The 18,516-nt window shown below is 64.5% G+C and carries 14 protein-coding genes; 4 read left to right on the top strand and 10 right to left on the bottom strand.

Annotation, left to right across the window (positions count from 1 at the left end; all coding sequences use genetic code 11):
• Window positions 1-87: 87 nt before the first annotated feature.
• Window positions 88-735, top strand: a complete 648-nt coding sequence (locus AC1RP5_RS19035; RefSeq protein WP_493113117.1) for a response regulator — start codon at window positions 88-90, stop codon at window positions 733-735.
• On the opposite strand, the gene AC1RP5_RS19040 is transcribed toward AC1RP5_RS19035, so the two are convergent.
• Window positions 725-4,144 (bottom strand): NahK/ErcS family hybrid sensor histidine kinase/response regulator, encoded by a 3,420-nt coding sequence (locus tag AC1RP5_RS19040; protein ID WP_493113118.1) that lies wholly within the window; start codon window positions 4,142-4,144, stop codon window positions 725-727. The two genes, AC1RP5_RS19035 and AC1RP5_RS19040, sit on opposite strands and share 11 nt — an antisense overlap.
• A 76-nt stretch (window positions 4,145-4,220) precedes the next feature.
• Here AC1RP5_RS19040 and ettA point away from each other — a divergent pair, with 76 nt between their 5' ends.
• Together ettA and AC1RP5_RS19050 are read left to right on the top strand one after the other, a co-directional pair.
• The gene (gene ettA / locus AC1RP5_RS19045; RefSeq protein WP_493113119.1) at window positions 4,221-5,897 is read left to right on the top strand and encodes an energy-dependent translational throttle protein EttA; all 1,677 of its coding nucleotides are present in this window, start codon (window positions 4,221-4,223) and stop codon (window positions 5,895-5,897) included.
• A 29-nt stretch (window positions 5,898-5,926) separates the two neighbouring features.
• Window positions 5,927-6,382 (top strand): hypothetical protein, encoded by a 456-nt coding sequence (locus AC1RP5_RS19050; protein ID WP_493113120.1) that lies wholly within the window; start codon window positions 5,927-5,929, stop codon window positions 6,380-6,382.
• Window positions 6,383-6,412: 30 nt separating this feature from the next.
• Here the strand turns inward: AC1RP5_RS19050 and AC1RP5_RS19055 are convergent, their stop codons facing one another.
• Both AC1RP5_RS19055 and AC1RP5_RS19060 read right to left on the bottom strand, forming a co-directional pair.
• Window positions 6,413-9,583, bottom strand: a complete 3,171-nt coding sequence (locus AC1RP5_RS19055) for a DEAD/DEAH box helicase (protein ID WP_493113121.1) — start codon at window positions 9,581-9,583, stop codon at window positions 6,413-6,415.
• A gap of 681 nt (window positions 9,584-10,264) precedes the next feature.
• A complete protein-coding gene (locus tag AC1RP5_RS19060) occupies window positions 10,265-11,917 on the bottom strand; it encodes a tetratricopeptide repeat protein (RefSeq protein ID WP_493113122.1) in 1,653 nt (550 codons plus the stop codon).
• A 70-nt stretch (window positions 11,918-11,987) separates the two neighbouring features.
• Between AC1RP5_RS19060 and AC1RP5_RS19065 the strand changes: the two genes are divergently transcribed.
• Window positions 11,988-13,094: an NAD(P)/FAD-dependent oxidoreductase gene (locus AC1RP5_RS19065; RefSeq protein ID WP_493113124.1), complete on the top strand. Its 1,107-nt coding sequence runs from the start codon at window positions 11,988-11,990 to the stop codon at window positions 13,092-13,094.
• Here the strand turns inward: AC1RP5_RS19065 and AC1RP5_RS19070 are convergent.
• The 7 genes from AC1RP5_RS19070 to AC1RP5_RS19100 form a co-directional block, all read right to left on the bottom strand.
• Window positions 13,091-13,750: a hypothetical protein gene (locus AC1RP5_RS19070; protein ID WP_493113126.1), complete on the bottom strand. Its 660-nt coding sequence runs from the start codon at window positions 13,748-13,750 to the stop codon at window positions 13,091-13,093. The genes AC1RP5_RS19065 and AC1RP5_RS19070 overlap by 4 nt on opposite strands.
• Before the next feature lie 57 nt (window positions 13,751-13,807).
• Window positions 13,808-14,635 carry a sugar phosphate isomerase/epimerase family protein gene (locus AC1RP5_RS19075; RefSeq protein WP_493113128.1) on the bottom strand — a complete coding sequence of 276 codons (828 nt, stop codon included), beginning with the start codon at window positions 14,633-14,635 and terminating at the stop codon, window positions 13,808-13,810.
• A 68-nt stretch (window positions 14,636-14,703) separates the two neighbouring features.
• The gene (locus AC1RP5_RS19080) at window positions 14,704-15,639 is read right to left on the bottom strand and encodes an HlyD family secretion protein (RefSeq protein ID WP_493113130.1); all 936 of its coding nucleotides are present in this window, start codon (window positions 15,637-15,639) and stop codon (window positions 14,704-14,706) included.
• A complete protein-coding gene (locus AC1RP5_RS19085) occupies window positions 15,636-15,866 on the bottom strand; it encodes a DUF3302 domain-containing protein (RefSeq protein WP_493113132.1) in 231 nt (76 codons plus the stop codon). The genes AC1RP5_RS19080 and AC1RP5_RS19085 overlap by 4 nt, the downstream gene beginning before the upstream one ends.
• Before the next feature lie 41 nt (window positions 15,867-15,907).
• Entirely contained in the window at window positions 15,908-16,717 is an 810-nt protein-coding gene (cysE, locus tag AC1RP5_RS19090; protein ID WP_493113133.1) for a serine O-acetyltransferase, read from the bottom strand.
• 104 nt (window positions 16,718-16,821) lie between these two features.
• A complete protein-coding gene (locus AC1RP5_RS19095) occupies window positions 16,822-17,412 on the bottom strand; it encodes an MlaC/ttg2D family ABC transporter substrate-binding protein (RefSeq protein ID WP_493113394.1) in 591 nt (196 codons plus the stop codon).
• Between the two features lie 87 nt (window positions 17,413-17,499).
• Entirely contained in the window at window positions 17,500-18,303 is an 804-nt protein-coding gene (locus AC1RP5_RS19100; RefSeq protein WP_493113135.1) for an MlaA family lipoprotein, read from the bottom strand.
• Window positions 18,304-18,516 lie beyond the last annotated feature (213 nt).

Genomic DNA, 18,516 nt, shown 5'->3' on the forward strand with positions numbered 1-18,516 from the left:
GCAATTCGACCAAGGTCCAAGGGTGCGTAGAGTGCGTCGCAGCATTTTCTACCGCGCCGCAGCAAAGAAGAATCGCGAAGAGAATCGATGCCCGGGGAAACCGCCCTGTCCTTCCTGATCGCCGACGACCATCCGATGGTCCGCGATGCGCTGGCTTCAGCGCTGGGGCAATCCTTTCCGGGTGCGCGGTTCGGCATGGCGGGCACACTCGACCAGGCGAAGGCCGTTCTGGATCGCGAACCCGAGACCGACGCGGTGCTGCTCGACCTCGACATGCCCGGCATGGACGGTCTCACCGGCCTCGGCCGCTTGCGCGCCGAGCATCCGACCGTGCCGATCGTCGTCGTCTCGGCCGCGCGCGAGGCCACCACCGTACGCCGCACCTTCGAATTCGGCGCCTCGGCCTATATCGACAAGTCCGCGCCGCTCGACGAGATCGCCGCCATCGTGCGCGCCGTGCTGGCCGGCGAGATCTTCGCCCCGCCCGAGGGCACAACGGCCGACACCTTCGCCCAGCGCGCCGCTCAGCTCACGCCGCAGCAATGGCGCGTGCTGGCGCTGATGGTCCAAGGCGACCAGAACAAGCAGATCGCCCACAAGCTCGGCGTCGGCGAGGCGACCGTGAAGGCGCATGTGACGGTGATCCTGCGCAAGCTCGGCGTCCGCTCGCGAACCCAGGCGGTGATCGAAGCGCGCGGGCTCGCGTTGCCGGCGGCGGAGACGGTCAGGCCGTAAGCCGCCCCGCCGCGGAGCTGCGCAACCTCAACAACGCGCGCAAGGATGCCGGCTTGACCGGCTTGTGCAGCAGTTCGACCTGCTGTGCGCGTGCCCTCAACCTCAGCATCGGGTCGCGGTCGGCGGTCACCAAAGCCGCCGGCACGGCACGGCCCCAGACCGCGCGCATCGCGACCACGGCATCGAGCCCGTCGGCGCCCTCGTCGAGATGGAGGTCGGCCAGTACCAGGTCGGGCAAGCGGCCGGCGCGCTCTACGGCGTCGAGCGCGTCAGCTTGCGAGGCTGCCGTCGCGACGTTGCAGCCCCATCCGCCCAGCAACGCCGCCATCGCCTCGCGTACGCGCAGTTCGTTGTCGAGGCAGAGCACGAAGCTCTCGGCCTCGATCGAGGGCAATGGCTGCGGTGCCGGCGTCATGACCGGCGAGGCCACGACCGGCGCGACGCGCGGCACGGTGATCGAGAAGGTCGAGCCGCGTCCCAGCTCCGAAGAAAGTGAGACAGGCAGGTCGAGCATGCGCGCGATGCGGTCGACGATGGCAAGGCCGAGGCCCAGCCCCCGCTCCTCACGCGGCCCCTCGTCCTCGGGCTGCAGCCGCACGAACTCGTCGAAGATCAACGCCTGTTTGTCGGGCGCGATGCCCGGCCCGTTGTCGCGCACCTCGATGCGCAAGGAATCGCCGTCGCGCCGGCAGCCCAGCAGCACCCGCGCCGGCCGGCCCTCGGCATGGCCGTAGCGCAGCGCATTCGACAGCAGGTTCTGCAGGATACGGCGCAGGAACGACGGATCGGTGTCGACGAAAGCCTGCGTCGGCACGACCACCAGCTCGACGCCGCGCCGCGCCGCCGTCGGCGCGAAGGCGGTGGCGAGCGATTCGAACAAGGGCTGCAGCGCGAACGGCCGCTTCTCCGGCTTGAAGGCGCCGGCGTCGAGCTTGGAGATGTCGAGCAGCGCGTCGAGCAGCGATTCGACCGCGCCGAGGCTCGCATCGATCTTGCCGCCGAGATCGTTGCGCGGGTCGCGGTCGATCATCGCCGCCGTGAACAGGCGCGCGGCATGCAACGGCTGCAACAGGTCATGGCTGGCCGCCGCGATGAAGCGTGTCTTGCCGAGATTGGCCGCTTCCGCCTCGGCACGGCTGGCCTCGAGCTGGGCGGTGCGTTCGACCACGCGCTGCTCGAGCGTCTCGGCGGCGCGGCGAAGCTGGCCGTCGCTGTCACGCAGCGCCTGGGCGGTGTGCACCCGCGCCGTCACGTCGTTGCAGGTGGCGACGAAGCCATCGCCCGGCAGCGGATCGAGACGCAGCTCGATCACATGACTGTCGCGCGTGACGATCTCATGCGTCTGCGGCGCTTCGGGCCGGCGCAGCAGCGCCACGACGTCGGGCGCGGCGCCGAACTCGCGCGGCGACACGCCCACCGCCACGGCATCGTCATCGAGCGCCAGCAGCGCGGTGAAGCGGTCGTTGAAGATCTCCAGCCTTCCCTCGCGATCGAAGGCGGCGATGCCCATGCCGACATGGTCGAGCGTATTGCGCAGGATCTCGTAATTGTAGCGGATCGCTTCCGACGCCTCGTCGATGATGGCGCGCGCGCTGCGCGGAATTAGCCGGCCGCGCCGGTTCGACGCCGCCACGATGATGCGCGCGGAGGCGGCACCCAACGTACCTGACAGCATGCGCTCGGTGCGGACGAGCGCGGTCTCCAGCGAAAGCTCGCCCGACAAAGCGCGGGCCGCGCGCTCGACGCCGACGAAACGCGCCAGCAGCTGCCGAAGCTCTTCTATGCGGGCCGCCGCGGCGGGCGTGCGGCGCGACGGCGGCTCGGGCTCCGCGCCCAGCACAAAGGCGTCGGCCTGTTCGCGGTCGCGCCCGACCGGGCGAATGGCCAGCGACACGCCGACCAGCAGCAGCGTGTTGACGACGAGACAGACCACGAAGCCCTGCAGCACCGGATCGAGCGCGGCCAGTGGCTCGGGCAGCCAGGGCATGAACGGCGCCACCGGGCCATCCCCTGCCCCCTGGTGCAGGGTCGGCAGCAGCAGGGCGTAGAGCCAGACGACGAAGCCGCCGGCCAGGCCCGCCACGACGCCGAACCGGTGCGCGCGCTGCCAGTAGAGGCCGAGCACGAGCCCCGGCGCAAAGTTGGCGACGGCGCAGAACGAGATGAGACCGATTGAGGCGAGCGGCAGGTAGCCCGAGATGATGCGCTCGTAGGCGTAGCCCGCCATCAGGATCAGCACGACAGCGGCGCGGCGCACCAGCACGACCAGCGGGCCCATGTCGCGCGCGACGCCCGCCTGCCGCTTCAGCAGGTAGGGCATCAGGAGCTCGTTGCCGATCATGCCCGACAACGCCATGCAGGCCACGATCACCATCGACGTCGCCGCCGACAGGCCGCCGATGAAGACGAAAGCCGACAGCCAGCCCTCGCCGCCGACCAGGGGCAGCTTCAGCACGTAGAGGTCGGGACTGACCTGCGGCCCCAGCAGCAGCAGACCCGCCGCCGCGATCGGAATGACGAACAGATTGATCAGAACGAGATAGACCGGGAACAGCCAGCGCGCCGTCTTCAGGCTCGCGGGATGGTCGTGCTCAACGACGGCGACATGGAACTGGCGCGGCAGGCAGAGGAAGGCCATGCCCGAGAGCAGCGACGTCACCACCCAGGTGAGCGGCGTGGCCTCGCGCGTCAACCGATCGGCCACGGCCGGCGCTTCGGCCAGGCGCGCGACCATGTCGGACGGGCCATCGAACAGGAACCAGACCACGAAAGGTCCGACCGCCAGCAGCGCCAGCAGCTTCACCACCGATTCGAAGGCGATCGCCAGCATCATGCCGCGATGCTGCTCGGAGGCCTGCACATTGCGCACCCCAAAGAGGATGGTGAACAGCGCCATCAGCGCCGCCACGATCAGCGAGGTGTCGACATGCACGACACCGGGCGCGCCGCCGACCCACGGTGAAGGCGCGGCAATGGTGCGGAAGGACGAGGACACAGCCTGGAGCTGCAGCGCGATGTAGGGCAGCACGCCCACCGTGGCGAAAAGCGTAGCGGTGACACCAACGGCGCGGCTCTTGCCGTAGCGCGAGGCCAGGAAATCGGCGATCGAGGTGACGTTATGCTGCTTGGCCAGCCGGACCATCTTGCGCAGCATCGGGTAGCCCAGGGTCACGACCAGGACCGGGCCGGTATAGATCAGGATGAAGTCGATGCCCGACGTCGCCGCTCGCCCGACCGCGCCATAGAAGGTCCAGGAGGTGCAATAAATGGCCAGGGACAGGCCGTAGACGACCGGCGCCATCGGGCTGCGCGACCAGTCGCGCATGTGCCGGTCGCCGAAATAGGCCACGGCGAACAGAAGCCCCAGATAGGCCAGCGACAGGGCCAGGACAGCCGGTTCCACCAGCATGCGTGCGCGTTTCTCCCGGCCGTCATTGAACCGTCTGGGCGGGGCCGCTACAAGCTCCGCAACCCAAGGAATCAGAATGGCTTCTTACCAGTACATCTACGTGATGAAGGGTCTGAACAAGACCTTTCCCGGCGGCAAGCAGGTCCTGAAGGACATCTGGCTGTCGTTCCTGCCCGGCGCCAAGATCGGCGTGCTCGGCCTCAACGGCTCGGGCAAGTCGACCCTGCTCAAGGTCATGGCCGGCCGCGACGACAATTTCACCGGCGAGGCCTGGGCGGCCGAGGGCGTGAAGGTGGGCCTGCTGGAGCAGGAGCCGGGCCTCGACCCCGCCAAGGACGTGCTGGGCAACGTCATGGACGGCGCCGGCGACATGGCGAAGGCGCTGGCGCGCTTCGAGGAAGTGTCGAACGCCTTCTCCGATCCCGACGCCGACATGGACAAGCTGATCGCCGAGCAGGCCGAGCTTCAGGAGAAGATCGATGCCGGCAACGGCTGGGACCTCGGCCGCACTGTCGAGATCGCCATGGACGCGCTGCGCTGCCCGCCGTCCGACGCGAACGTCGACAAGCTCTCTGGCGGCGAGAAGCGCCGCGTGGCGCTGTGCCGCCTGCTGCTCTCCAAGCCCGACATGCTGCTGCTCGACGAGCCGACCAACCATCTCGACGCCGAGTCGGTGGCCTGGCTGGAGCGCCATCTCGCAGAGTTCCCCGGCACCGTCGTGGCCGTGACCCACGATCGCTACTTCCTCGACAACGTCGCGGGCTGGATCCTCGAACTCGACCGCGGCGCCGGCATCCCGTGGGAAGGCAACTATTCGTCCTGGCTGAAGCAGAAGGACAAGCGCCTCGAGCTTGAAGAAAAGACCGCCGACGCCCGCCGCCGCACCATGCAGCGCGAGCTCGAATGGATGGGCACCAGCCCCTCGGCCCGTCGCTCCAAGAGCAAGGCGCGTATTGCCGCCTACGAGCGCATGGTCGAGGAAGACAGCCAGCAGACGCTCGACCGGGCGCAGATCGTCATCCCCGCCGGCCCGCGCCTCGGCGACCATGTCATCCGCGCCGAGGGCATCACCAAGGGCTTCGGCGACCGGCTGCTGATCGACAACCTCACCTTCAACCTGCCGCCGGGCGGCATCGTCGGCGTCATCGGCCCCAACGGCGCTGGCAAGACCACGCTGTTCAAAATGATCACCGGCCAGGACAAGCCCGACAGCGGCACCTTCTCGGTCGGCCCGACGGTGAAGCTGGGCTACGTCGACCAGAGCCGCGAGACGCTCGACCCGAACAAGACCGTGTGGGAGGAGCTCTCGGGCGGCCTCGACATCATCAAGCTCGGCACCAAGGAAGTGTCCAGCCGCGCCTATTGCGGCTCGTTCAACTTCAAGGGTGCCGACCAGCAGAAGAAGGTCGGCCAGCTCTCTGGCGGTGAGCGCAACCGCGTCAACCTCGCCAAGATGCTGAAGAGCGGCGCCAACGTGCTGCTGCTCGACGAGCCGACCAACGACCTCGACGTCGACACCTTGCGCGCGCTCGAAGAGGCGCTGGTCGAATATGCCGGTTGCGCCGTCGTGATCTCCCATGATCGCTGGTTCCTCGACCGCATCGCCACTCACATGCTGGCCTTCGAGGGCGACAGCCATGTCGAATGGTTCGAGGGCAACTACCAGGATTACGAACTCGACCGGCATCGCCGCCTCGGCACCGACGCCGACCAGCCGCACCGCATCAAGTACAAGCCGCTGGTTCGCAGCTAGAAGACCGGCGGACGCGAGGGCGACGCGGCATGAACCCGCTCAAGGAAGTCCAGTGGGGCCAGGATTGGGCGTGGGGCGTCCCGCTGATCGCCCTCACCTGCGTCATCCACATCCTGTGCCTGGCGGTCTTCACCGCCAAGGTCGACCGCCGGCTGGACGCCATGCGCAACCACCGCCGTCACTTCACCTTCACCTTCTCGCTGGTGATGGCGATGGCGGTGACCTTGGTGACGTCTTTGCACATCTTCGAAGGCGCCATCTGGGCCGCGGCGTACCGCTTCCTCGACGCCATCCCCGACAATCGCTCGGCGATGCTCTACTCGCTGGGCGCCCTCACCACCTACGGCGACACCACCATCCACCTGGCGCACCAGTGGAAGATGCTGGGCTCGCTGGAAGCGGTGAACGGCATGCTGCTGTTCGGCCTCACGACGGCGTTCCTGTTCGCGATGATCCAGCGGGTGCTGCCGCCGCCTAATCGGTGAAGTCACGCCAAGCTTACACTTCACCCACGATCATCTCCTGAGGCCTTCGCAAGACGGAAGTGCTATTTCCAGTTCTGCGAATACACCAGCAGATGCCCATGCGTATCTATTGCCGATCACATAAATGTTCTCTTTTGCCCTCGTGACGGCAACGTTGAGTAAATTTGGCTTTGAGCCAGCCCACTTTCTTGCTCCTTCACGAGCTGCTTCCGCCGCACCAAGAACGACAAAGACTGAATCGGCTTCCCTTCCTTGAACCGTATGAATTGTTCCGATTCTTTCGGTAATCCATTTTTCTGGATTTGGAGTCCATCTCCGTAGTTCAGGAAGTCTCAGAAAACGCTCTCGAAGCTTTTGCGCAACAATCCGAAAGGGCGAAATTACATAGAAATCTGCCTCGGCTAAATTGCCGGCCGCCAGTTGCTCAATCATCTTCTTAAGAGCAAACCATTCGCTTTCAGACCATTTGTCATCGCAGCGATCAGGTCGAACATCCACCCAACACGAAGGACCAAGTATCGACCTGATATGCGACGTTGAGGGGCTCCGGCCAATCACCATGAGATTTGCGTAGGCGACGCGATTAGCCAGAGAGAACATAGGCTCGGCACAACGTCGATGAACGATCAAAGGAACACCTAAGCGAATAACGCGATCCTCCCGCTCGAGCGTCGTTCCGTGCTCGCTTGCAGCATCACTCAAAGTCTGAACCGATGCCTCAGGTGCAATGAACCGACTAGCATCGATTTTAAACTCCTTGGCGATTCCAGCCGCAAGCTCACTCGGGAGCGTGGTCACCGGCTCCAATTGCAACGGGTCCCCGACAACGACAACCCGCTTTCCTCGCATAATCGCACCTGCCGCATGTTGCGGTGACGCCTGCCCAGATTCATCAAGCAGCATCCATCCTATACTCTCCGGTGCGAGCGGGCCCAACATCCGTTCCACCGAAGCGAACGTCGTTGAGACGACTGGAATAACACAATGAAACGTCGCCCATAGGTCAGGCAGCAATGGGCGCACTTTCGGATGCCAAGCGCTTCTCCCGAAGAACGTGCGGAACAACAGATCAAGGTTGTTTCGCATCGGCTTGGCCGCCGCATCCAAGAACGCTCGGTGCAGCTGCATAGCCGCTCCGAAAAGATCTGCTCTCAATGCATTCGTCTGATCGTCCAACCAAGGCGTATCTCGGTGAACATCCGAACGATCTCGATCGAAGAACGCGGCATCGGCAAATCTATGGCCACTAATTGATTCAGCATCTGTTAGCTTTGCCAGAAATGCCTGAAGCTGGCTTTTTGCCGAATTCAATGAATCCCGCGCCTTTGCAATCGAGAACTCAAGCGCATCTACTTTGCGTTTCAGTGCACCCAACAGTGCATCTGCTTCTCGCCGACGCACTTCTGCTTGAGTTAAGGCAGATTCCAGTTCTTCGGCCTGGCGCTTCCAGCGAGCACTCTCTTCTCCTGAGAACAATGCTGACAAAAACCCTGGTTTCGACGCTTGATGCGCCTGCAGGGCGTTGGCAGCCTGGCGCGCCTGTTTATTAGCTTGTTCCACTTCTGGCTCGGCCGCTTTAGATATTGCTGTCTGTTTAGCGAGATCCTCCACCAAACCCAACAAGACCTTCTGCGCTGAAGTCACCGCATCGTAGGAGGCACTTTTCGCGACGACGTTTCGCCCTTCCTCTAGCGTAGCCAAGCGCTTCTCGACAACGTTAAGCGTATTTCGGAAGCGAGATCGCGCTTCCTTCCATCGTCGTTTCGCATCGTCCGCATTCTTTGGCGGCTTCTCCTCGATTATGACCTGCGGCTTACGCTTTTCGACTATGCGTCCTGTCTTTTGATCTTTGCGCTCAAATACTTGTTGCACCCCTGAAGCTTCAAGCAAGTAACGCTTCAGCCCATAGTCTTCATGCACCCAGGCGGTCTGCCGAAAAGTATATCGGTTACGCGCGTTCCCAAGCACCGCCGAAATCAGCCCCCAAGCTTTACGCGGCAGCGCATCTGGCTTGAATAGATCCTTCTGATTCAACTCATCATCAGTGGCTACTTCACCACGAGCGACCGCGTTTGCGACACACTCGAAGTATCGGGGAGAACGCTTCTCATCAATGGCCGTCAGCATTGGCAATTCTTTGCTGATATTCTCGACAGCCTTGTTATTCGAAGACGCGACCACAATTTCGAAGCCCTTGAGGCGATCGTCGATCTTGTACAAGTGCACGAACGCACCATCGAGTTTGGCTTTGTCGGCGTGAACAAACGCAGATGACGGATCATCAAACTCCATCATGCGGCGTGCGCGCTGAACGACGACCGATGCCACTAGATCGCGCAGAATAGTCGTTTTCCCGGTACCTGGCGGCCCGTTCACAGGGAGTAACTTGGTCGCGTCGTCGTGAGTAGTCGCCAAATTTACCGCAGCTTGTTGCAATGTCACCAATTGGTGACCGCCCTTAGCCGGCCAACGTGCTGAAGGAGTTATGCCGGGCGCAACCGCTGCATCAAGGGAGGCGTCGTCGCAGAGAAGATCCAGATAGTGATCTGGTACTTGCAACCCAAGATATCGAGCCAATCCTCCGGACACTGACCTGGAAGAGACGAGGGTCTTCACCCGAGCAAGATCGCCAAGAAAGAAACTACCCATGGGCGGTGGATCTGGTGGCTCCTCAGCCTTCCACCAATGATAGATGCGAATAGCGAACTGAGGTAGCTCGATAAGATCACGAGGCAATTTCAGAATTTCGACCAGTCGCTCGAACGTCGCGTTCAGTGTTGGGCGGTCGACGGGAAGCGCTTCTCCATTCGTGGGATCTGCGCGGCGCACACACTTGTCGAGAGCTTCCAGCAGCTTGCTTTCGACATTTGGCCAGTTACCAAGTGCTTCCAGATTTTTTTCCAGAGCAACAGGCAATCCCCAACCGAAGCTTGAAATCGCCACAGCAGGTTCTGCAATCGGCGAGCCAGCCTTGTCGAGCGTTAAAATCGCGATGGGGGCATAGCCTGTTGGAGAAACACGTTCGATGTCGGTGTCTCGAAATGCTTCCATCAAGCGTTCCGTCGCATCCTGCATTCGAATGGCGCCGAGCACGACTTGATAGAACAGCCTACGATTCGGTCTACTCTTTTCATTACGTTGCCACGGAAGAAGGCCATCGTCGGCTAGTTCAGCGACACGACGGTAATCCCTGTCGGCCAAGTCGGCTGGGTGTTTGAATGTTTGAGGAGGCGAAAGAACCTCAATGGCGGTCCAACCTGAGATGAGGTCTGTTGCTTCGTTTGGGGATAGCCTCGGTGGAATTGCTATCTTTGCAGCCTGCCGACGCCCTCTTAGTGGTCGACGCGGGGTCTCTCTCCTTGGCACTTTGACGGCTGCCAGCTCCCCCAACTCATCGGTCGTTAGCTGAGGTAATCTCCCGGTTTCCGCGAAAGGTGTTGCAGCTTCGGCTAGCCCTCTAGCAGAGGACTTGGCAGATGGTGGTGACTGCACTGGCTCAGTCGGTGCGTGCGGACCAGACTTGGGCTGAGGTGGAGATGGCTTAGGCGTTTGTGCTTTAGGCACGGGCGCTGGTGCGATCGCAGCCAGAAGCTTGTCGACCTGGACTTGCAAAGCCTTCGCACGCGATGTCTTCCGATTTCGGAGTTCATCCGAGAGCGTTCGAATCGCTGCGAAATCGCTGGCGTTTTTTCCTGCCGCAAACAGACCCTCGAGTTGGTCGATGGACTTGTTCAAATATGGACGCACACCCGCCTCCCCCTGCGCGGAGTGTATCGCCAAGGTGTCATTATTGCATCACACTCGCCCTTAGATAGTAAGGATATTATCGCGGGATCAATTGGGCGATGTTCGGTGAACCTACTTGATTCAGCAAAGCCTAGCCTAAGCGGCTTCCCTCCTGCACAGGCACGAGGCGCGCACGGGAAACTCCGTCCGCGCCGAAGCCAGATCCAGCCGCGCCTTGATCAGCGGCGCTTCGACCTTTTCACCACGGCGCACGAGGCATTCGTGGAGGCCGTGCAGGCTCCAGACGTTCTCGGGATGCCAGCAGGCGCGGTTGGTCTTGCCGTCGAAGCCGAGATCGGCGCGATAGACCGCTTCGGCTTCGGCGAGATGGCCCTGCTCCAGCAGCAGCGCGCCCAGCGCATGGCGCGTCGGCTGCATCCAGCCCCAGGGCTCGTCATAGGGCAGCGAATCGTCGAGCTCGACGGCGCGGCGCAAGTGGGCGAAGGCCAGGTCGAAGTTGCCGCGGCGATATTCCAGCTCGCCGGTCAGCATCTCCTCGCCGATCGCCAGCAGGTCGAGCATCGTGTTGTTGTGCAGGCGCCGACTCTTCGGGACGCGCGCGCAGGCGGCGCGGAAATCGGCGCGCGCCTGCTCGGCCTTCTCGATCTGGCCCAGCACCGAATGCGCCACGCCCTTGGCGTAGAGCGTCATCGCCGTGGTCGCGCAGTAGAGATCGGGATCCTTCGGCAGTTCCTGCGCGATGATCTCCTCCCACTTGCCGAAGCGCACCAGCACATGCTGCTTCATCGAGAGATAGCCCTCGATGAAGTCGGCCATCGGCGGCGAGGGAATGCGCAGCAGTTCCTCGGGCGTGGTGTCGATCAGCTCCTGCGCGGCCTTGATGGCGGGCGTGTATTGGCCGAGGAACATGGCGCCGTAGACGATGAAGTGATGGTCGTGGCTGCGATAGAGCGAATAGACATTCATGGCGCCTTCGCGCGCCAGGAACTTGCGGTCGACCACGACGGCCTTCTGATTATAGACGACGACGTCGCGATAGTTGCCGCACAGCACGTCGATATGGGTCGGCATGTGCACGAGATGGCCGGAATCCGGCACGAGATCGCGAAGCCGGTCGCCGGCGCGCAGCGCGCGCTGCGGAAACGGCGACATCTCCATCAGGTGGACATAGAGGTGCAGCAGACCGGGATGATCCCAGCTCGCGGGCTTGTCGCGAAACGCGCTTTCCAAAACCTCGACGGCCTCTTCAGTGCCGGCGCCGGGTGTCGCCTTGCCGGTCTTTAGGTCCCACATCAGCCACGGCGTCTCGTTCATGATCGATTCGACGAAGACCGAGCGCAGATCGAGATCGTCGGGATGCGCCTTGAACAGCTTGCGCATCTCGATGGTGAAGGCTTTGTCCCAGGTGGTCTGGTCCTCGATCGCTTCGCGCTGCGGGTAGCGCGCCGGCAGCGCGCGGATCAGCGCCTGCTCGATCGGCGAGGCATGCGGCAAGGCGGCCAGCGCGCGCTGCATGGCGTCGTAGGAGGCTTCGAGCGCCCGCGCCTTGCCGGCCGGATCGTAGCGATGCCAGGGGAGATTGTAGTTGGGCCCGGCGGCGTAGGAGACGCCCCAATGCGCCATTGCGCAGTTTGGATCTTGCTCCAGCGCACGGCCGAAGCACTTGATCGCCTCGGCATGGTTGAAGCCGTACAGCCAGTTGAGGCCGCGGTCGAACCAGGTCTGCGCCTCGGGCGACGTAGTGGTGACGGTGCGCTTGTAGGCGCCGAGATCGTAATAGTCGTCCATGGCAAGGCCCCGCTGGAAGTCCGCCACGTATGGTGCCGCTGCCGCGGCCGTTGCGCTAGTCTCGAACGGCATGAACCAAGGCAAACGAATCGTCATCTGCGGCGGCGGCGCGATCGGCGCGGCCATCGCCTATTTCCTGAGCCGGCGCGGCGCCAAGCCGATCGTGGTCGAACGCCACGAGGTCGCGGGTTCGGCCTCGGGTAAGTCTGGCGGCTTTCTGGCGCTCGACTGGTGCCGCGGCACGGCGGTCGACCGGCTGGCGCGCCGCAGCTTCGCGCTGCATGCCGAACTGTCCGAACAACTTGGCAGTCCGTGGGGCTATCGCACGCTCACCACCTTTGCCGGTGATGCTCGCGAAGGCCGGCGTGCGCACGCCAATGCTCGGGCCGGGCGGCCATGGCTGTCACCCGATGTGTCGCTGACCGGCCAGATCGGCACGCCGCAGACGACGGCGTTGGTCGAACCGCGCGCCTTCACGACGGGACTGATGCGTGCGGCCGAAGCGAACGGCGGCGAGCTGCGGCATGGCACGGTCGTGGACCTGGTGCGCGATGCCACGGGCGCGGCGCGCGGCGTCGTGCTCGACAGTGGCGAGACCGTCGAGGGTGACGGCGTGGTGATCGCGATGGGGCCGTGGTCGATTCTGGCGACGCGCTGGCTGCCCCTGCCCGCGGTCTATGGCTTCAAGGGCCACAGTCTCGTCTTCCGCACCGGCGACACGGTGCCGGCCGAGGCGCTGTTCCTCGAATACGAGGAAGCCAGCGGCGAGACGCTGACGCCCGAGATCTTCGCGCGTGCCGACGGCACGGTCTGGGCCTGCGCGGTGTCGAGCACGGCGTCGCTACCGGTCGATCCCGCGGATGTCCACGCCGACGACGGTGCGCATGCCCGTCTCGAAGCGCTGTGCCGCGCCGTCTCGCCCGCGATCGCCGGCGCACCGATCGTGGCGCGCCAGGCCTGCTTTCGTCCCGTGACCGAAGATGGAGTGCCGCTGATCGGCGCCGTGCCCGGCGTCGACGGTGCGTGGATCGCGACCGGCCACAGTGTCTGGGGCATGCTCAACTCGCCCGCGACAGGCGAGGCGATGGCCGAATTGATCCTCGACGGCGCCGCACAGCATGTCGACCTGAGACACTTCAACCCGGGCCGGCTGCGACCGTTCAGGCTGCCGCGTTAGCCCTCCGGCTTGCTCGTCCAGCGCGGCGGCAGCAGCCGTGTGTTGAGGAAGAACGGCGCGCTGTTGTCGCTCAGGCGGATCGAGCCGAAGAACGGCATCTCGTACGACGCGCGGAAATAGATGCCGGCGCGATGGGCGACGCCATAGTCGTCGCCAATCGGAACATTGAGCAGGGCGCGGAACGGACACCTGAAGGTCGCGGACTCGCCGGGCTTCAGCTCGGGAACGCCGCCCGGGAAGCGCACGTCGGTGGCCTCTATAAGGGTCGGTTCCCGCCCCGAGGCGCGGACGTGATCGAGGACACAGCTCAGCTTCAGGCCTTTCATCGGAAGCCAGAGATTCGTGTTCTCCGCCGTAAAGGTCGCGTCGAAGGGCGAACCCGACTTCTGTTCCTCTGAAGAATAAGTCGGTACCGGCCGGATCGACCAGGCCACCAGCACGGCACCCGCAATGACGACCATCACCGCCAGGAAGACGATGATGCTCTGCAGCGTCTGGGCGCCGCTATGCGCCATCATGCGCAGTTCCTGCTGCAGGGTCGTGGTCGGCGGCGGCAACGGCCGCGGGCCGGCACCCGACGGCGCCCGCTTGCGCGTCCGCGAGCTGGAAGCGGCGTTCTTCCTGGGCTTGCTCGTGGGCTTCTTCTTCTGCGCCATCGCGAGGAGGCTTAACGCATCCCGCCCCGATCATCCATCACGCCACTGGTCGCAGGCTCACCCCGCAAAGGCGATCTCAAGGGCGCGGCGGGTCGAACTGGCGCCTTCGCGCGCGACGTCGACGGCGGGCTGGGCCCAATGCGCCGGGTTCGGCGCCTCGTAGCTCACCCAGCCCTCGTAGCCCTTGGCCGCGAGAAGCTGGAACAGCTCGCTCCAGCGCACCACGCCCTTGCCCGGCGGCAGGCGATCGACCGGCGGCGCGGCATTGGGCGGCGCCTTCGGCACGTCGCTGTACTGCACATAGAAGATCTCCGACGCCGGCACTTCCTCGAAGCCACGACCGGGGCGCCCACCGCGCTGCAGGTGATAGGCGTCGAGCAGCAGTCCGACGCTCTTCTGCCCGGCCTTGGCGATCAGCTCGCGCAGGATTTCGAGGCGGCTCACGATCGGATGCTGGAACTGGTATTCCAGCGCGAGCCTCAGCCCATGACGCGCGACGATCTCGCCGGCATGCCGGATGTTCGCCACACCTTCGTCGAGCGACGCGGCGCCCGGACCGATGCCGCTCATCACCGTCGCGCAATCGAGCGTCACCGCCTTCTCGCAGGCCTCCTCGAGCGAGGCGAACAACCGCTCGCGGTCTTCCTTCGCCGCAAACGTCCAGCCGTACTCGCAGCCGACGGCGCTGACGGGCAATCCATTTGTGCGCACACGGCCCAGCACTTCGGTGGTCGACAGGCCGTGCTCCTCGGCGCGCTTGAAATCGACGCGGCGCAGCTCGACCGCGTCGAAGCCGCCCTCCTTTGCCGCCGCGATTGCTTCTACGAGCGGCGTCGTGTCGACCGTCCAGAGATGCAGCGCGATCCCGCGGAACTTGTGACGCATCGAACTTCCCCCAAATCGTTCATCGCCAGCCACGAGAGGCAGCGCGGCGAACCATCGATCATCCCGCGCTAGAACGGAAGGACGTAGTTCAGGATCGCGATCTGGCGGAGCAATACCTTGCGGATGACGTGGGCGACCTTCACCTCCTCGGTGAAGATCGCAGCGTCGCCGACGCTGCCGGCCGGCAGGGTTGCCGCGACGGCGGCATCGTCGAGGGCGACGCGGACGACGAAGGGCACCGAGGGCGCACCGCCCGGCGTAATGGCGAAGCCCGAGGCCTGCGTCTGGCCCGACGACACGGCCTGCAACACGGCCTCGACCTTGCCGGTGACGATGCGGCCCGGGAAATACTTGAATGCCATCTCGACCGGCTGGCCCGGCGCCACGTAGCGCGCGTCGATCTGCTGGATCTCGATGCCGACGATCGCCTGTGACGTGTCGATGAAGGCCATCACCGGCGTCAGGGTGGAAGCGCGCGCGCCCTTCTGCAGGCCGACGTTCGTGACATAACCGTCGGCCGGCGCACGCACCGTGGTCTTGTCGAGATCCCACTTTGCCCGTTCAAGCTCGGCTCTCAGCCGCTTCACCTCGGCATCGCGCTGCTGGACGTCGAAGGCGCGGCCAGCCTGCGTGCGCTCCAGCTCGGTCATTTGCTCCAGACGCAATTCGGCGAAGGAGAGCTGCGCTTCGAGCGCCTTCACCTGCGCGGCATAGGGGACCGGATCGATCCTGAAGAGAACCGCGCCCGCCTTGAGCGGCGTGTTGGGTGCAACCGGTACGTCGATCACCTCGCCCGCCACGTCGGGCGTGATCGACACGGCGTGCCGGCCGAGCAGCACCGGGCCGGCCGGCGCGCCCCAGCCCATCGGGATGAACAGGCCGACCAGCAGCAGCAACAGCACAAGGAACGGCGAGGCTTTCCAGAACAGGTTGAAGGGAACGATCTTGAACCAGACGAGAAGGAAGAGGATCGCCAGGTAGACGTTGAGAAGAAAGACGATCATCGGCGATCCGACGGTACGTCGAGATAGGCCCAGATGAACGCGACCGGCCACAGCACGAAGCCGAAGAACAGCGTAACCCATCCGGCGACGCCCACCGCCTGCGCATGCGGATGATGCCGCGTGCGCGCGATGTGGCCGGGCAGCCAGCCCATGATGCAGATGACGCCGATCGTGCTGATCGCCAGGACGACGAGGACGAGCCAGGCGAAGAGATCGAGACCCGACATGCTCCTCCGAACGGCCGGTTCACCGGCCGGTTGTCGTCCCGCTAGATGCGGTGATCCATGTCGAGCGCCGGTTCCGGGACGTCGACGCAGCCGATGATGCGCGCGGGCACGCCGGCCGCGGTGCAGCCGGCCGGGACGGGATCGAGCACGACGCTGCCGGCCGCGATCTTGGCGCAGGCGCCGATCTCGATGTTGCCCAGCACCTTGGCGCCGGCGCCCAGCAGCACGCCGCGGCGGACCTTGGGATGGCGGTCGCCACGCTCCTTGCCAGTGCCGCCCAGGGTGACGCCGTGCAGCATGGAGACGCCGTCTTCCACGACGGCGGTTTCGCCGATCACCACGCCGGTGCCGTGGTCGATGAAGATGCTCTTGCCGATCACCGCGCCGGGATGGATGTCGAGGCCGAACAGCGAGCTCGAACGCGACTGCAGGAAGTGCGCGAGCGTCAGCCGCCCTTGCGTCCACAGCCAGTGCGCCGCCCGGTAGGTCTGCAGCGCGTGGTAGCCCTTGAACCAGAGCAGCGGGTCGAGATGGGAGGTGCAGGCCGGGTCACGGTCTACGACCGCCATGATGTCGGCGCGTGCCGCGAGGCCGATGCCGGGATCGGCGGCGAAGGCTTCCTCGAAGGTCTGGCGAATGAGCGCTGCGGGCACCTCGGTGGTGCCGGTGAGCCGGGCCAGGTGATAGCTGAGCGCGCTCTCGAAGCGCGGCTGGCTCAGGATCGTGGCATGGAGTGTTCCGGCCAGCACGGGTTCAGCGGCGGCCGCCGACTGGGCAGCCTCGCGAATCCGGTCCCAGACCGGGTCGACCGAGTGCAACTCGGCCTGAGTCTTGGCAACTGCGCTATCCATGGCGCTCTCCTCCGCTCCGCTCGGTCCTCATGACACCCGCGGATCGATCGACACGCCTCCCTGCGGGGAGATTACGCCGAGCGCCTTACGGGGGCAATCCGGGCCTAGCGTGCCGCCCGGACTTCCAGTTCCTTGATCAGCGGCTCGACCTTGCCGCCATTGTTCTGGATGTAGGAATTGAAATCCGAACGTCTAGTCATGACCATGCTGACGCCCTCGACCTTCACGTCGGTGATACGGTCGTTGCGGACCTCCCACTCGAGCTTGATCGGCTGGCCGCTGGTCTGGTTCAGCCGGCTATCGACGATCGACACGCCGTTGGCGCGCGGCGTCACCTTGCCGACGGTAAGCGTCTGGCCGGCATACTGGCCGAAGCGCTCGCTGTAGGCTTTCGCCTCGGCGGCACCGACAGCCTTCATGAAGCGTGCGCGCTCTTCCTCGGTCGCGGTGTTCCAGTGCGTGCCCAGCGCCGCGCGGGCCATCGCCGGCATGTCGAAGTTGGTGTTGAGGATGGACAGGATCGCGGCCTGGCGGTCGGGACCGGTCTTGGTCTTGATGATGTCGATGACCTGCTGGGCCGTGCCCTGCACGAGTTGCGCGGGATCGGCGGCAAATGCCGGCCCGACGGCCGGGAGGGCGGCGAAGATCGCGGTAGCGGCGGCAAGCTGCAACACGACACGACGAGAGGCGAGCATCGGCACCGTGCACTCCTTTGGGAGAATTCAGGAAAAGGGTTTTAGCCCGGACGCCCGGTCAACGCACCCGTCGTCGGGCGCGTTGCCCTAGCGCACCAGCGCCAGGTTGTCGCGACGCTCCAGCTCGCTGCGGGTGTCCGTCTTCTCGCGCTTCTGGCGGATCAGGTCGGCACGGTTCTGGGTGTAGGCGGAGCGCAGCGCAGCGTAGTAGTCGACGCTGTTCTTCTCGAGATCGTCGAGCGCGAAGATGGTGCGCGAGCGGTAGTCGACGACGTTCGCGCCGTAACGGGCGAACTGATAGACGTCCCAGTTGATCGACAGGTTGAACGTCAGAATGCGGAACGGATCGACCAGATAGTCCATCATCAGGCCGGTGCCGTCGCGGGCATTCGACGGGCCGACGACCGGCAACATCATGTAGAAGCCGCCATTCTCGGGCTCGGCGCCGGCCCACAGGCCGATCGTCTTGCCGAAATCTTCCTTGGTGCGCTCGAGGCCGAAGCTGGTCGCCACGTCGAAGATACCGGCAACGCCGATCGTCGAGTTGACGAGGAAGCGCGCCAGGGTGGTGGCGGCGCGGTGCGCCTCGCCCTGGAAGACCTCGTTGATGGCCGTGACCGGCTCGCCGAGATTGTCGAGCAGGTTGCGCACGCCGGTCTGGGCCCGGTCGGGCACCAGGTCGCGATACATCACCGCCATCGGCCGCAGCGCGATGATGTCGACGGCGCGGTTGATGGAGAAGATGAAGCGGTTGGGGGTCTCCAGCGGATCCCAGACCTCGGCCGCACCGGTATCGCCGGTGGAGCAGCCCCCGACCATGGTCCCGGCGAGGGCGACCGCGATGACGGATCGGCGGATGCTTGCAGAAATGGCTTTCGTGACACCGATCATCAACGCCAACCCCAGAATCCATCCCGCTGGCCCAGGGACGCCGGGCCAAAAAAGCGCGCCGCGACGTTGATCGCCGCAATTGCCTAAAGTGTTGCACACGAAAGCTGCAGTTTGAAGGGGATCGGGGCAAAACACCGGCGGCTTGTGGTTCCCGGGCCACAAGTTTCATCCAGAGGCGCCTCTTGCATACATAAAGATATGCTTATATCATTC

Source organism: Reyranella sp. GW821-FHT12G01 (genome assembly GCF_058806575.1).